Raw genomic sequence first — 13,581 nt, 5'->3', positions numbered from 1 at the left:
CCCTGCTCTGTCGCTTGATTCAGTTGCCGCCGAGGAATCGGCCCAACTGCGGCACGGCCTCACCGGGGTGCTTGGCGTTGAAGCCCTCGCCGAGCGCCTGCATCTTCCAGTCGCCGCCCGCGCGGTACACCTTCGCCATCGCCATCGCGGTGAACGGCATGCCGCCCGCGAGGGTGTAGCGCGCCAGCTCGCCGTTGGTGGTGCCGTCGATGAGGCGGCTGAACGCGTTCTGCACCTGCTCGAAGGAGTGGCCCTTGTACGAGGTGACGATGAACAGCAGCGTGGTGATGTGCGCCGGGATCCTGGTGAGGTCGACGAGGATCATCTCGTCGTCGCCGTCGCCCTCACCGGTGAGGTTGTCACCCTGGTGGCGCACCGAACCGTCCTTCGACGACAGCTGACCGTAGTAGGCCACGTCGACGAGGTTCTGGTCGGCGAACAAGCAGACCGAGGCGTCGAGGTCGATGTCGACGGTGCGGTTGCCGAACATCCCACGCGTGCGCACCGGGTCCCAGCCGAGGCCCATCTTGACGAAGGTCAGCGCAGCGCCGCCCTCCTTGCGCAGCGTGACCCGCTGGCCCTTCTGCAGGCTGACCGGGCGATCCTTGCTCAAACTGATCTCGCCCGCGGGCTGCTGCGGCACGCCCTGCGCGGGCGGCGGGTAACCCTGTCCGGGCGGCGGCGGGTAGCCGCCACCGGGCGGCTGCTGGGCCGGGCCGGGGGGCGGCGGGTAGCCACCGCCGGGCGGGGCGTAGGCGGGTGCGGCCTGCTGCGGGTAGTTGGGCGCGGACTGCGCCGGGTAGGCGGGCGGGGCCTGCTGCGGCGGAGGCGGCGGGGGCGCGGCCTGCTGCGGGGCGGCCTGCGCGGGTGAATCATCCACCTGCACACCGTGATCGGTGACCAGCGCGGCGAAACCACCGGCGTAACCCTGGCCGACCGCGCGCACCTTCCAGCTGCCCTGACGGCGGTACAGCTCGAGCGCGATCACGATCGACTCGGCGTTCAGGCCGTCGATCTGGTAGCTGAACAGCTGGTTTCCCGAAGCATCGGAGACCAGCGCGGTGGGCGGCGCGAAGCGGCCGAAATTGCTGGTCGCGTCGTCGAGGGTGATCACCGCGCGGATCTGATCGATGTCGGCGGGCACCGCGGACAGCGAAACAGCAAGTGAGGCAGGCTGACCCGCCGGTCCGGGGCGCAGATCGACACCCGGCCCACTCGGCTGGTTGTAGAAGACGAAATCAGCGTCGGTGCGGACCTTGCCCTGCTCGGTCACGAGCAGCGCGGAGAGGTCGGCCGGTGCGGTGACCTGGAGCGAGATCACCACGTCACTGACGGCCAGCGGGCCGTTCTGGCCCTTGGCGAGTGTTGCAGACAAGTTAGACCCTTCGCTTGTCGTTTAGTGGGTGTTCCACGGCAGTGCTTGTCACTCTACGAGAAACCGGCCGCACGCGTCCGTGCTCTGTGGCCCGGGCGTACTTTCCCCTGATCGGTTAGGGTGACGTCGCAGTCGGAACGGGCGGTAGAACCGCCTTCGCAGAGGGGACGGGCACACACCTGTCATGGCGCAATTGTTCGAACAGTCGAAGAAGGTGATCGAGGCGCAGCTCGCGGGGACGAGTATCCGCGCGATCTCCGGCTCGATGGTGGCCTACGAAGGCAATGTCCAGTTCAAATCGGCCGGATTCGGCGGCGGCGAGGGTGTACTCAACGGCCTCAAACGCCGCGCCACCGGCGAGAAACTGTCACTGATGGAGTGCAACGGCAACGGGCGCGTGTTCCTGGCGGTAAACGGCCAGAACGTCACCGTGGTGAACCTGAACAACGAGACGCTCCAGGTCGAGTCGCAGCAGCTGCTGGCCTTCGCGGGCAATCTGCGCACCGATGTGCGGTTCGCCGGGGTCGGCGGGATGTCGGCGGGCAGCGGGCTGTTCACCACCACGGTCAGCGGGCAGGGCCAGGTGGCGCTGCTGTCGGCCGGTGGGCCGCTGATCCACCTCGAGGTGTCGCCGCAGTATCCGCTGATCGTGGATCCCGACGCGTTCGTCGCCTCGCGCGGCAATCTCAACCAGTCGTTCATCACCGACGTTTCCTGGCGGTCGATGGTCGGACAGGATGCGGGCGAGGCGTTCTCGCTGCGGTTCGACGGCCAGGGTGTCGTGCTGATCCAGCCGGCGGAACGGTAGGGGCGGGCGATGTTCGAGAAGGTCAACAGCAAGGTCGTCAAAGTCAACGTCGGCCAGGCGGGCGGCGTCGTCGCCCGGTCCGGCGCGATGCTGTTCTACACGGGTCAGGTCGCGTTCGCGCCGCATCAGATTCCCGGCGCCGGTCAGGGCATGGGCGGCGGCGGTCTGATGCGGATGGCCGGGCAGATGATGGCCGGTGAGCACGAGCGGACCATGCTGGCGCAGGGCAACGGTGAGGTCCATTACGGATTCGCCGGGCTCGAGGTGCACGTGGTGCAGATGCAGCCGGGCGCGGTGTTGCGGGCCGAGGCTTCACGCCTGCTCGCGCAGTCGGCCGGTTTGCAGGCTTCCGTGGTGTCGGTCGCCAGTTCGGGCGGTAGCGGTGGTGGCGGCGGCGGTCTGATGGGCGCGCTGCGCGGTGCCGCGGCGGGCGTCGCGACCGGGCAGGGCATGTTCACCACCCAGCTCAGCGGACAGGGTTCGGCGGTGCTGCTCGCGCACGGCGGCTTCCTGGAACTGCAAGTGGGCGGACCGAATCCGATCGTCGTCGACCCGCAGGCGTTCGTCGCCGCGTACGGCAACGTGCAGACCGAGCTGAAGTCGGCGATGAGCTGGCGCGACGCGGTGGGTCGCGGCGCGGGCGAGGCGATGCAACTGCATTGCCACGGACAGGGTGTGGTGTACGTGCAGGCCTCCGAAGAGAAGTTGTGAACCGATGAGCGAAATCCTCTCGCCGATGAATCTCGGTGCCAGCGACAACATTCCGGGCAACAGCTACGCCTACTGCATCGACCTGACCGGACCCTGGTTCATGCGCAAGGGCGCGATGATCGCCTACTACGGGCAGATCGAGTTCCAGATGCTCACGCACGGGCTGCAGGGCGGCCTGATGCACATGGTGAGCAGCCAGTTCTCCGCGCCGCTGTTCGCGGGCGACTACGTGGTGGCGCAGGGTCACGGCAAGCTGATCATCGGCGACCGCGGTTACGACATCAATTCCTATGACCTCGAAGAAGGCAACCTCACCATCCGTGGTGCGAACCTGCTGGCCTTCGAGCCCGGACTGGCGCTCAAGCAGTCGATCGTGCCCGGGTTCCTCACGCTGATCGGCACCGGCAAGTTCCTCGCGTCGTCGAACGGGCCGGTGATGTTCGCCGAACCGCCGCTGCGCGTCGACCCCGAGTCCCTGGTGGGGTGGGCTGATTGCCCGTCGCCCAGTCACCACTACGACCAGGGCTGGATCGGCAGTTTCCTCGCGGCGGGCGCGGCCAGGATGGGCGCCAACTCCGGCGAGGAACGGCAGTTCGACTTCACCGGCGCGGGCACGGTGCTGATCCAGTCGACCGAGAAGATCATGAGCGACAACGCCCTGGTCCGCACCATCGAGGGTCAGCTCCAGAGCGGCGTCACGGTGGGTGGGCTCCAGCGCATTCAAGGTGTGATCGCCCAGCAGCTGGCCGGTCAGCAGCAGCACTACTGAGCACGTCGAGCCCGGGTGCCGTTGCGGCGCCCGGGTTTTCGGCTGCCTATGCCGGCACCGTGGTGCGCTCTGCCGCCGCGTGGAACCATTCGAGGATTTCCTCGCCCGCCAGGATTCCCGACGAGGTGGTGATCGTGAGGTTGGGGGCGGTGAAGTTCAGTTCTTCCAGTTCGCCGTGGCGGGGGCGGATCGCGGCGTCGGCCACCGTGAGCATCTCGGCGTCCAGCGCGCCGTCGCCCGCGGTGAACAGCGTCGCCCCGTCGGATAATTCGCCGGATTCCGTCAGCCTGCGACGGACCTCGGCGACGGCGAGACTCTTGCAGACGGCGTCGGGCATCGTGTAGATCTTGCGGCCCTGCTGGGACGCCGACCAGCCGTTGGCGCGGCACCAGGTGTCCCATTCGGCGAGGAAACCGGCGGGGACCTCGTCGGGGCGGACCACCAGGTAGCAGAACAGCTCGTCGGCCTCGCGGTACTTGGTGACCCAGGAATCGTCTATGCGGGAACGTAATTCGGCCCCCACATCAGCGAGGGTAGCGCCGGAGGCGTTGACCTGGTCATCGATGGCGACGCGCCAGGCCGGGTCCGGGATGCCGTCGACGAGGATGTTGCCGCCGTTGCTGGTGATCGCGTAGCGCCAGGGGGCGCCCGGCAGGGTGATGCGCTGGAACTGTTCGATCGTGCGGGTGGTCGTGGGGATCACCGGGGCGATGGCGGCGAGCTCGCGCAAGGCCGCGATCGCGGTGCTGGTCATGTAGGAGAGCGGTTCACCCTCGTAGTACTCGACACATTCCTTCGCAGCGGCTTCGGCGCCACCGAAGCCGTTGCGGGAGAAGATCATCGTGCGATCCAGATCGGTCGCGAAGAGGGACTCGGCGGTCACCGGGGTAGCTCCTTGATCAGGCCCATGCAGGAGTAGGCCAGGTCGGGGACCACTTCCACCGGGACATTGCGCGCCGCGGCGAGCAGGCGGATGTGGGCGTGCTCCGGTGCGTCTGCCTCGCGGACCAGCACCCGCCACGGTACCCGGCGCAACAGCACACGAGTGGTCTCGCCGACGCCTGGCTTCACGTAATTGACTGTGCTGATGCCGTATTCGGCGCGAACCTTCTCCACCGAGGCCCAACCGGACCAGTCCGGAGTGCGGTCGGAATCCCGGATCGCGGCGACGGCGGCCGGAACCTTGTCGCTGATCGCGTCGAAAGCCGCTGTGACGGTGTCGATCAGCTGATTCGAGACATCGGCGTCGATCAGATCGCGGTAGAACTTGGCACCGTGGAACTCGCCGGGGCCGATCAGGCTGTCGTTGAGGACCGTCCGTGAAACCAGGCCGGACACCGTCGAATTGAGGCAGGCCGAGGCGATGAGGAAGTCGTCGCGGGTGCCGTAGGTGCGCACACAGTTGGCGGGATCGGCCAGGACCACGAGCTCGTCGTTGAAGCGGGCGCCACCGGCGGCGTGATAGTCGTCCAGGGCGGCGGTGAGTTCGTGGGTGATGGCGCCCTTGCCGGTCCAGCCGTCGACGAAGACGATCGAGGACGGATCGTGATGGCGGGCGAGGTAGTCCAGCGCCACGGCGTCGATACCGCGATCACGAACGATCGAGACCGCGTAATGCGGCACGGTCAACGGCTCGCGGCCGATCCCGCTGACGAGCCAACGCCGCATGAGCACGCCGATGGGCGTGCCCGCCCTGGCCAGCGACACCAGGACCACGTTCGCACCACGTTCGGCGACAACGAGTTCGGCCACGGTCGCGACGGCCAGCGCCAGTCGCTCGGCGCTGTCGGCCAGCACGCGATCGAAGAGCTCGCGATATTCGGCGTCGGGCTGGAACTCCACGGGCAACGACTCGGCGTAATGGGCCACACCGGCTTGGATGCGCCGTTCGCGTTCCGTCACATCGGCTTCCAGATCGGCGTCCGAGAGATCTTTCAGCAGCCACGAAACATCCTCGGGCGCATACGAACCGAACGCGGGGCCGTGCAGGGCTTCGGGGAACGGCCCCGCACCCGGCTTCTTCGGGGCCGCGGCAGAGCTCGAGCCGCCACCGTGTTCCGCGCGGCCCGCACGGTCCGCGGAATCGGTCGCCACGGTCGATTCCTTGCGACTCGGCGCGTTCGCGCTGGTGGCGGAATCGTTGTACGACACCGACAGTGACGCAGTCCCGGCCAATCGCTCAGCGGTCCGGCCCGCGTGCAGCGCACGAGGATCCGCACCTGGCACGACTGCGATCAGGACATCGGCGCCCGACGCGGTGAGGACGTCGACCAGGCCGCCAGGGGCGACGAGTTCCGGCGTATCGGCGGGCGGATCGATGACGACCAGCACGACCGGGTCCGCGTCGGGCCACTGGGCGTTGTAGAGGTAGCGCTGGGCGGTGGGGTCGGGTTCCGGGGCGGTGAACCGGAAGCCGCGGCGCAGGGGGTAGCCGGGTTCGTCGAGGACGTATGCCGGTGAACGGGTGGTGGTTTGGAAGCGGGCGGGGATGCCTGCGTCGGCCAGGTCGGCGGCCAGGCGCAAGGGGAGGTACATGAGTTCTTCGTGGCCGATGACGATGACCGGACGGCCGGCGAACTCGGCGTCGAGGCGGGAGTTCACCTCGTCGGCGATGGATTTCACCGCGACGTCGAAGGCGGCGTTGTCCGAGCGAAGGGTGCCGTGCCGACCGCCCTCGGGAACGTCGGCGGGCCAGGTCAATTCGATGCGTCCGTACGAACCCCGCTCGGTGGCGATCGGATTCAGCCGCGGTTCGGGCAGTGCGGTCACCGTGTCGATCAGCCCGGCCGGTAGCTCGGTGCGACCGGATGCCAGGCAGACCGTGTCGATGCGCGCACCGAGTTCGGCTGCGGCGGCTTCGAATTTGATCCGATCAGCAGGTGTGCGCATGTCGACCAGTGAGGCGAGGACGTAATGCGAGCGGGGAGCGAACGCGTGCAGTGCGCGGACCGCGTCGATGGCGGTGTCGCCGGTGGAGATCTCGTCGTCGACGAGCACCAGCGGCAGATCGTTGGCGAAGATCGCTGCGGGGGCGGGCTGGAGCAGGTGCGAGGTGGCGTGCGAATGACCCTCTTCGAAGCCGGTCAGTGTGGTGGCCCGTGACTCGTGCCTGCGGGTGGAGTGCAGGTAGCAGCCCGCGTCGATCCGCGCGGCCACGCAGTGACCGAGACCGGTAGCGGTTTCGGCGAATCCGAGCACCACGGCTTCACGATCACCCAGCACCTCGCGCACCAGATCGGCCAAGCGGTTACCCGCACCGATCACGATGCGCGGATCGGTCGGCAGGTGCTTGCCCAGCACCGTGGAAACCAGCAGATGGGCCCGCCGCGGATTGCGGCGCAGACCCGGCTGCACCAGCGCACCGATCGCGAGCTCGCCCGTCTGCACGCTCTCGGCGGACAACGCCACGAACCTCTCGGCCGAGGTCGCGGCGACATCGACGCTCTCACCGGCCACGCCCTCGGCCGACCTCGCCGCGAGCACCTCACCCGGCACGTCGTCCTCGGCCGAGCGCGCGGCGAAGGACTCGCCGTGGTGCAGCTCTATGCCGAGATTCACTGTCGCCCATGGTGTTTCGAACGCACTCATTCGGCGATCATCGCTGTCAGCAAGTCCACGAAAGACACTCCCTTGTTCGCGACCCCGAACGCACGGGCCCGAACCAGCGTCTGGCGGGCCCAACTGCGGTGCGGGCGCATCTCGTTCATCTTGTTGCGGTATTCCGAGGCCGCGACGCCACCGACATCGGCCGCCATGATGTCGAGCGCGTCGGCGTACTCCTCGTGGGTCACCACCGACAGCGCGTGCACCACGGCCACGTGCGAGGGGTGGATCACCGTTTTGCCCTGGATGCCGTTGGCGCGGTCGAGGGTGATCTCGCGCAGCAGGCCGTCGAGGTCGCGGCTCACCAGGTACTGGCGGAACTTCACCGCGTCGGATTCCTCGAACGGCGCGCTGCGCAGCTGCGGCCGGAACATCCGCTCGTGATCGGCGAAGTACTCCCACACCGGTCCGGTGATGATGAAGCCGGTGCCGTCGACGCGCCCGAGGTAGTTGACGATGTCGGCGATCACGTCGGCGACCACCCGCACGTCGTAGATCGTGAGGTCACGGTCGCGGCGGATGCCGAAGGTCGAGCACATGTCGGTGGCGCCGATCCGCACCGCCAGCAGCTGCTCACGGTGTCCGGCGAGCAGATCGGCGATGCGCGAGAGCTGCTCGTCCCGGGTCTGGCGGTGCACCAGGTTCGACGATTCGAGCACCGGCATCGCGTAGACCGGACGGCCGAGGCTGCGGTTGGCGTCGTCGAGCGCGGCCAGGTAAGCGGGCCCGCTGACGGCGTCGAACTTGGGGAAGACGAATCCGGTGAGCACGTCGGCGCCCGGTCCGAGCGCGGCGACCAGTTCGCCGACCGAGTCCGCGTCGCGGACCCGGATGAACAGCATCGGGTTCGCGTCTTCGCCGCGTGCGAGCAGATCCAGGGTGTCCACCGCGTGCTGTTTGGCGGCCTCCACCTGGTGATCGGCGACCGCGTCCTCGAGGTCGATCACCATCGAGCACACCCCGCGCGCGGCCCGTCGGCGAATCGTCGCGGCGAGATCGGGGCGGGTCGCGGGCACATACAGGGTCGCGCCGAGCGCGGTCGCCAGCAGCTCCCGGTCGTCGTGGCCCTGAATCGGCTCCGGTTCGACCAGGAACAACTCCCGGCGGCGGGGACCCTGCAACTGCTGGAAATGGCGCAGCGGTACCTGCTTACGCAAGCAAACTTCCGGTGCGATGGCGTAGCCCGCGGTCATTCCCCCCACCTCATCTGTCGACCCATGTCATTTCTACTTTTCGGAAGCGTGTTTTCTGATGCGCTCGACCACACCCGCGATGAACTCTGCGACGGTACCCAGTTCGGTCACATACGCCCAATAGTCTGGATGACGACCCGTCAGTCCAGCGGTGATGCGATCGAGGCGCTCTGCTTGTGCATCGAGAACCGAGCCCCACTCGGCGACCAGTCCTCGGTCGACCGCGAGCATCTGCGCGTCCCGCAGCCGGAATCGTACGGTGCGGGCCTGAGCCTCGGGGTCGGTACGTACCTCACGTAACAATTCGAGGCGCCGGGTGACGGCGTCGACCAACTGCTCGGCCTCGGCGAGGTACTCGCGTGCGGTGGCGGTCAAATCAAGGGCGGTCTCCGGATCACGATCGGCTGCCGCGACGCGCGCGCCGACCAGCGCTTCGTCGGCGGCGTCCATGCCACGACGGCTTTCCCGCTCATTGTTGGTCAAGTCCGCCGAACTCGCAGCACTGAACTCACGCAGCAGCGCGGAATAGGCCGGTCCGAGCGCGCCGGCGCGGTTGCCGACGGCAGCGAGGCGGGTAGTCACCGACGCGATCGCGTTCGCGGCAGCCGAGGCACGAGAAGGGGCTTGCGCCAACGCATTCGACAGTTCCGCCGTCGCCTGTTGCACGGTGTTCGCCGCCTCGCGCGCGGCCGCGACCGAGGTGCCGGGATCGCTGGAAGAGGCTGTGAGCAGAGCCTCATTCAGCCTCCTTACACCCGCGGAGATCGAGGGGTAATTCGTGAATCCGGACGACGCGACGGCGGCCAGCACCTGTTCGGCCTCGGCCCGCACGTGTGTCAGCAACTGCGGCACCGACGCGCGCACGGTCGCGGCTTCGGCGAGGCCGGCGCGGTGCGCGTTGTAGAAGTCGTCGACCCCCCGCGCGGCCTCGTTCAGCTGCCGGACCAACGCGTCCGCCCTGGCCTGACCGTCCGCGATCGGGGTGCCCGCGGCCTCGGCGGCGTCGAGTTCCTCGGTGAAACTCAGATACGCGCCCGCCGCGGCGTAGCACCGCGCGCGCACCGGCTCCCAGACCGCGCCGATCCGGCGGTCGGGGAAGACCTGCTCACTGGCCACCACGCCCGCCTCCGCCGCCGTCTGCCTGCGATCCATATCCAGAAAGGCGGTCGATGCCGCGGCCCGCGCCCCGCTGATCCACTCATGATCCGCCCCCGATCTGAACCATCCGCGTCTGCGAGGTGTCACCGGCACATCCCCTTTCCGAACCACGGCCGCGGTTCGCCCACTCACTGCCGTCGATGGTAGGAGATTCACCCCGTTAACCTGGGCTGCAGACGGTTCCTACGCAAGATCCACGAAACCTATTACTGTCGTAGCGGTACCCGGCGATTCGGACATGCTGGGAAACGACACACCGGACTAATCGAAGGGATTCCCGCATGGGTGTCAGTCTGTCCAAGGGCGGCAACGTTTCGCTGAGCAAAGAGGCTCCGGGCTTGACCGCCGTCTCGGTCGGCCTCGGCTGGGACGTGCGCACTACCACCGGCACCGACTTCGACCTCGACGCGAGCGCCATCGCGACCGGCGCCGACAAGAAGGTCGTCTCCGACAAGCACTTCGTCTTCTTCAACAACCTGAAGTCCCCCGAGGGCGCCATCGAGCACAAGGGCGACAACACCACGGGTGAGGGCGAAGGCGACGACGAGGTCATCGACGTCGACCTCGCCAACACCCCGCCGACCATCGAGAGCATCTTCTTCCCGGTATCGATCTACGATGCCGAGACTCGCTCGCAGTCGTTCGGTCAGGTACGCAACGCCTACATCCGCGTGGTCAACAAGGCCAACGGCACCGAGCTCGCCCGCTACGACCTGTCCGAAGACGCCTCGACCGAGACCGCCATGGTCTTCGGCGAGCTGTACCGCAACGGTGCAGAATGGAAGTTCCGCGCTGTCGGTCAGGGCTACGCCTCCGGCCTGTCCGGTATCGCTCGCGACTACGGCGTCAACGTCTAGTCATCCTCGCGAACAGGGGGCTCGGCACATCGGGCCCCCTGTTCGTGCGAAACAGAAAGGTCCCTCCGCGTGATAACGCGCATCTTCGGCCTGTCCATCGTCATCACGGTGTTCTCGCTGGTCGTGGCCTACCTCTACGGTGGCTTGACCGCTCTCGCACTGTGCGCCATCCTCGGCATTCTCGAGGTGTCGCTGTCGTTCGACAACGCCGTCATCAACGCCACCGTCCTGGAACGGATGAGCGAATTCTGGCAGCGGATCTTCCTGACCGTCGGCGTGCTGATCGCCGTGTTCGGTATGCGTCTGATCTTCCCGCTGGCCATCGTGTGGGTCACCGCGGGCCTGAACCCGGTCGAGGCCTTCGACCTGGCGCTGAACCCGCCGGCGGACGACGCCGCCTACTTCCCTGACGGTAGCGCGAGCTACGAGACCCTGCTCACCGACGCGCACCCGCAGATCGCGGCGTTCGGCGGCATGTTCCTGGCGCTGCTGTTCCTGAACTTCATCTTCGAAGAGCGTGACATCACCTGGCTCAGCTGGCTCGAGAAGCCGCTGGCCAAGGCGGGCAAGCTCGACATGCTGTCGGTGGTCGTCGCCGGTACCGGTCTGGTGCTGGTCGCGGAGTTCCTGGCCGACGCCGACGATCGCTCCACCGTGCTGGTCTCCGGCCTGCTCGGCATGATCGTCTACATCCTGGTCGACGGACTCGGTTCGATGTTCCACACCGAGGAGTTCGAAGAGGGGCCCCAGGGTGGCCCGTCCACGCTGGTCAAGGCGACCGGCAAGGCCGCGTTCTTCCTGTTCCTCTACCTGGAAGTGCTCGACGCGTCGTTCTCCTTCGACGGTGTCATCGGCGCGTTCGCCATCACCTCCGACCCGATCATCATCGCGCTGGGCCTCGGCCTGATCGGTGCGATGTTCGTCCGGTCGATCACGGTGTACCTGGTTCGCCAGGGCACGCTGTCGGACTACGTGTACCTCGAGCACGGCGCCCACTGGGCCATCGGTGCGCTGGCGGCGATCCTGCTCGTCTCGATCGGCGTGCACGTCAACGAGCTCATCACGGGCTTGATCGGCGTGGCGTTCATCGGCGCGGCGCTCATCTCCAGCGTCCTGCGCAACCGCAAGGCGGAGCCGGACGCTGTGGAGGACGCCAAGGAGTCCGCTCCGGTCAGCTGATCCACCGCCGAAGATCGACAGCGGCTGCGAGTCCCCTCGGGGATTCGCCGCCGTTGTCGTTCACGCGGGTTGCAGTCGGCGGCCGGGCGCGGTGCTCGGTTCGACGCGCGGGCCGCGCACCCTCGCCCGCAGGAAGAGGAAGAACAGGGTGATCAACAGGGCGGTGCGCAACCACACGCCGAACTGGACGATCCCTTCCATCAACTCGACGCCCTCGCCCTCGCCCAGCGCGGCGAAGTACCGGAACACCCCGACGCCCACCGCCGCGTCGGCCACCAGGTAGGCGGCGACCAGCGACCACGGCACCTCGAGCAACACCAGGAACGGGATTATCCACAGGGTGTACTGGGGTGAATGCACCTTGTGGAACAGCATGAAAGCGGCCAGCATCGCCGCGCTCACGCCGACCCACGGATACGCCGAAGTGGGGGTCCAGCGCCGCCAACCCAGCCACAGGGCCAGCGCGAATCCGCCGAAGATCAAGGCGGGCGAGGCGATCGCCACCGCGTCGTGCCAGGTCTGTGTCGTTTCCGCCGCGCGGCCGAAGATCAGCTGGTGGCCCCAGTACCAGATCGAGTTGGTGGTGATGTCGGCCTGCCGCAGCTGCTGGAACGTGATCGAGGCGCGCCAGCCCTCCACCCCGGCCAGCACGAACGGCAGATTCACGGCCGCCACCGTGCCCATCGCGGCCAGCAGGGTCTGCGCGGCACCCGCCACGTCCAGCTCACCGATCGGGCGACGACCGCGCGGTGCGCCCTCGGTGAGCACGAACACTGCGAGCGGGAGCACGAAGATTCCCGGATAGAGCTTGAGACAGAAACCCAGCGCGAGCAGCACCGCGGCGATGATTCCGCGGGTGCGCACGGACAGGCCGGTCAGCATCGTCATCACGTAGACCGCCGCCACCGCCGTGCACACCACCGGCAGTTCCCAGTTGTGGAAGGCGTAGAACACCAGCGGCGGGCCGATCGCCCACAGCAGCGCCGCCGGGCCGGCGAGCCGGGCCAGCATCCACGCTGTGAGCAGGGCGAACGGCGCGAGCAACAGCGCGGAGTGCCACAGGAAGTCGGCGTCGTTGTCCACCCCGATGGCGCCCGCCCACATCAGCACACCGCTGAGCACCGGGTATTCCACCGCACCGCCGGTCAGCGCCCCGTCTTCGGTGATCGCGCCGTCCACGTACGGAAAGACGTGATTGTCGATATCGCGGCCGAGCCACAGGAATTGGATGTCGGAATAGCAGACATCCGAATCCTTGCGCTCCTCGAATACCAGACTGCGACCGGATTCATCGATCGCGCCGCCCGCGCACCGGGCCTTGTTGGCATAGGCCAGCGCGAGAGTGAGGCCACACAGCAGCATCACCAGGATGCTCAAGGCAGCGGCCCACGTCGCGCCGCGTCGTGCTGCGCGCTGCCGCGGGCCGACTGTGGTCATGGCGACCACATTATGCGGCGGTGTCCCGAACACCCGGGTACACCCACGGCAGGCATCGATTTCGCTGGTCACTACCCGCTCATGTAGCCTTGGCGGGTTGCTGACGCAACGAACCCTCCTGCCATGGAGAGTCCATGGCCGTTTCCTAGTCCACAGGAGGTGATTGGTCCGTGCGTCAATATGAAGTAATGGTCATCCTCGACCCGAGCCTGGACGAGCGCATCGTCGGGCAGTCCCTGGATACCCTGCTCACGGTCGTCAAGACCGAGGGCGGCAACGTCGACAAGGTCGACATCTGGGGCCGCCGCCGGCTCGCCTACGAAATCGCCAAGCAGGCCGAAGGCATTTACGCGATCGTCAACCTGACCGCGACCCCGGCCACCGTGAGCGAACTCGACCGCCAGCTGGGCCTGAACGAGACGGTGCTGCGCACCAAGGTTCTGCGCAACGACAAGTAGTCCGCACCCTTCTCGAATTTGATGTCAGAGCCT

General features: G+C 67.4%; 12 protein-coding genes. 6 read left to right on the top strand and 6 right to left on the bottom strand.

Annotated features, from left to right (window positions below):
• Window positions 1-19: 19 nt before the first annotated feature.
• On the bottom strand, window positions 20-1,375 hold the full coding sequence (locus ACFULV_RS06425) for a TerD family protein (RefSeq protein ID WP_378653730.1): 1,356 nt from the start codon (window positions 1,373-1,375) through the stop codon (window positions 20-22).
• A 184-nt stretch (window positions 1,376-1,559) separates the two neighbouring features.
• Here ACFULV_RS06425 and ACFULV_RS06420 point away from each other — a divergent pair, with 184 nt between their 5' ends.
• From ACFULV_RS06420 to ACFULV_RS06410, 3 genes are read left to right on the top strand one after another with little or no spacing between them, the layout of a single operon-like run.
• The gene (locus ACFULV_RS06420) at window positions 1,560-2,183 is read left to right on the top strand and encodes an AIM24 family protein (protein WP_358066918.1); all 624 of its coding nucleotides are present in this window, start codon (window positions 1,560-1,562) and stop codon (window positions 2,181-2,183) included.
• A 9-nt stretch (window positions 2,184-2,192) separates the two neighbouring features.
• The gene (locus ACFULV_RS06415; RefSeq protein ID WP_378634877.1) at window positions 2,193-2,894 is read left to right on the top strand and encodes an AIM24 family protein; all 702 of its coding nucleotides are present in this window, start codon (window positions 2,193-2,195) and stop codon (window positions 2,892-2,894) included.
• 4 nt (window positions 2,895-2,898) lie between these two features.
• Window positions 2,899-3,663, top strand: a complete 765-nt coding sequence (locus ACFULV_RS06410; RefSeq protein WP_062990545.1) for an AIM24 family protein — start codon at window positions 2,899-2,901, stop codon at window positions 3,661-3,663.
• A 46-nt stretch (window positions 3,664-3,709) separates the two neighbouring features.
• Here ACFULV_RS06410 and ACFULV_RS06405 read toward each other — a convergent pair whose 3' ends face one another.
• Genes ACFULV_RS06405 through ACFULV_RS06390 form a run of 4 tightly spaced genes read right to left on the bottom strand, consistent with a single transcriptional unit; the run spans window position 3,710 to window position 9,611 of the window.
• The gene (locus ACFULV_RS06405) at window positions 3,710-4,504 is read right to left on the bottom strand and encodes an HAD family hydrolase (protein WP_378654009.1); all 795 of its coding nucleotides are present in this window, start codon (window positions 4,502-4,504) and stop codon (window positions 3,710-3,712) included.
• 38 nt (window positions 4,505-4,542) lie between these two features.
• A complete protein-coding gene (locus tag ACFULV_RS06400; protein ID WP_378653726.1) occupies window positions 4,543-7,251 on the bottom strand; it encodes a phosphoribosyltransferase in 2,709 nt (902 codons plus the stop codon).
• A complete protein-coding gene (locus ACFULV_RS06395) occupies window positions 7,248-8,459 on the bottom strand; it encodes an HpcH/HpaI aldolase/citrate lyase family protein (protein ID WP_378653723.1) in 1,212 nt (403 codons plus the stop codon). The genes ACFULV_RS06400 and ACFULV_RS06395 overlap by 4 nt, the downstream gene beginning before the upstream one ends.
• Window positions 8,460-8,492: 33 nt before the next feature.
• On the bottom strand, window positions 8,493-9,611 hold the full coding sequence (locus ACFULV_RS06390) for a hypothetical protein (RefSeq protein WP_378653720.1): 1,119 nt from the start codon (window positions 9,609-9,611) through the stop codon (window positions 8,493-8,495).
• Between the two features lie 287 nt (window positions 9,612-9,898).
• On the opposite strand from ACFULV_RS06390, the gene ACFULV_RS06385 reads away from it, so the two are divergent.
• Both ACFULV_RS06385 and ACFULV_RS06380 read left to right on the top strand, forming a co-directional pair.
• The gene (locus tag ACFULV_RS06385) at window positions 9,899-10,474 is read left to right on the top strand and encodes a TerD family protein (protein ID WP_062990541.1); all 576 of its coding nucleotides are present in this window, start codon (window positions 9,899-9,901) and stop codon (window positions 10,472-10,474) included.
• A gap of 69 nt (window positions 10,475-10,543) precedes the next feature.
• Entirely contained in the window at window positions 10,544-11,653 is a 1,110-nt protein-coding gene (locus tag ACFULV_RS06380; RefSeq protein ID WP_378653717.1) for a DUF475 domain-containing protein, read from the top strand.
• A 60-nt stretch (window positions 11,654-11,713) separates the two neighbouring features.
• Here ACFULV_RS06380 and ACFULV_RS06375 read toward each other — a convergent pair whose 3' ends face one another.
• On the bottom strand, window positions 11,714-13,090 hold the full coding sequence (locus ACFULV_RS06375) for a hypothetical protein (RefSeq protein WP_378653714.1): 1,377 nt from the start codon (window positions 13,088-13,090) through the stop codon (window positions 11,714-11,716).
• A gap of 170 nt (window positions 13,091-13,260) precedes the next feature.
• Here ACFULV_RS06375 and rpsF point away from each other — a divergent pair, with 170 nt between their 5' ends.
• Window positions 13,261-13,548: a 30S ribosomal protein S6 gene (gene rpsF, locus ACFULV_RS06370; protein WP_056823926.1), complete on the top strand. Its 288-nt coding sequence runs from the start codon at window positions 13,261-13,263 to the stop codon at window positions 13,546-13,548.
• Window positions 13,549-13,581 lie beyond the last annotated feature (33 nt).

This window comes from Nocardia sp. NPDC057272 (assembly GCF_042668615.1).
Taxonomy (GTDB): Bacteria; Actinomycetota; Actinomycetes; order Mycobacteriales; family Mycobacteriaceae; genus Nocardia.
Note: the sequence above shows the minus strand (reverse complement) of the source record. Positions and strands in the feature narration are given on the sequence as shown.

Excerpts from the sequence above, each read along its gene's own strand:
- ACFULV_RS06420 (WP_358066918.1), top strand. The coding sequence starts at position 1,560 with ATGGCGCAATTGTTCGAACAGTCGAAGAAGGTGATCGAGGCGCAGCTC.
- ACFULV_RS06415 (WP_378634877.1), top strand. The coding sequence starts at position 2,193 with ATGTTCGAGAAGGTCAACAGCAAGGTCGTCAAAGTCAACGTCGGCCAG.
- ACFULV_RS06410 (WP_062990545.1), top strand. The coding sequence starts at position 2,899 with ATGAGCGAAATCCTCTCGCCGATGAATCTCGGTGCCAGCGACAACATT.
- ACFULV_RS06405 (WP_378654009.1), bottom strand. The coding sequence starts at position 4,504 with ATGATCTTCTCCCGCAACGGCTTCGGTGGCGCCGAAGCCGCTGCGAAG.
- ACFULV_RS06400 (WP_378653726.1), bottom strand. The coding sequence starts at position 7,251 with ATGAGTGCGTTCGAAACACCATGGGCGACAGTGAATCTCGGCATAGAG.
- ACFULV_RS06395 (WP_378653723.1), bottom strand. The coding sequence starts at position 8,459 with ATGACCGCGGGCTACGCCATCGCACCGGAAGTTTGCTTGCGTAAGCAG.
- ACFULV_RS06390 (WP_378653720.1), bottom strand. The coding sequence starts at position 9,611 with ATGGATCGCAGGCAGACGGCGGCGGAGGCGGGCGTGGTGGCCAGTGAG.
- ACFULV_RS06385 (WP_062990541.1), top strand. The coding sequence starts at position 9,899 with ATGGGTGTCAGTCTGTCCAAGGGCGGCAACGTTTCGCTGAGCAAAGAG.
- ACFULV_RS06375 (WP_378653714.1), bottom strand. The coding sequence starts at position 13,090 with ATGACCACAGTCGGCCCGCGGCAGCGCGCAGCACGACGCGGCGCGACG.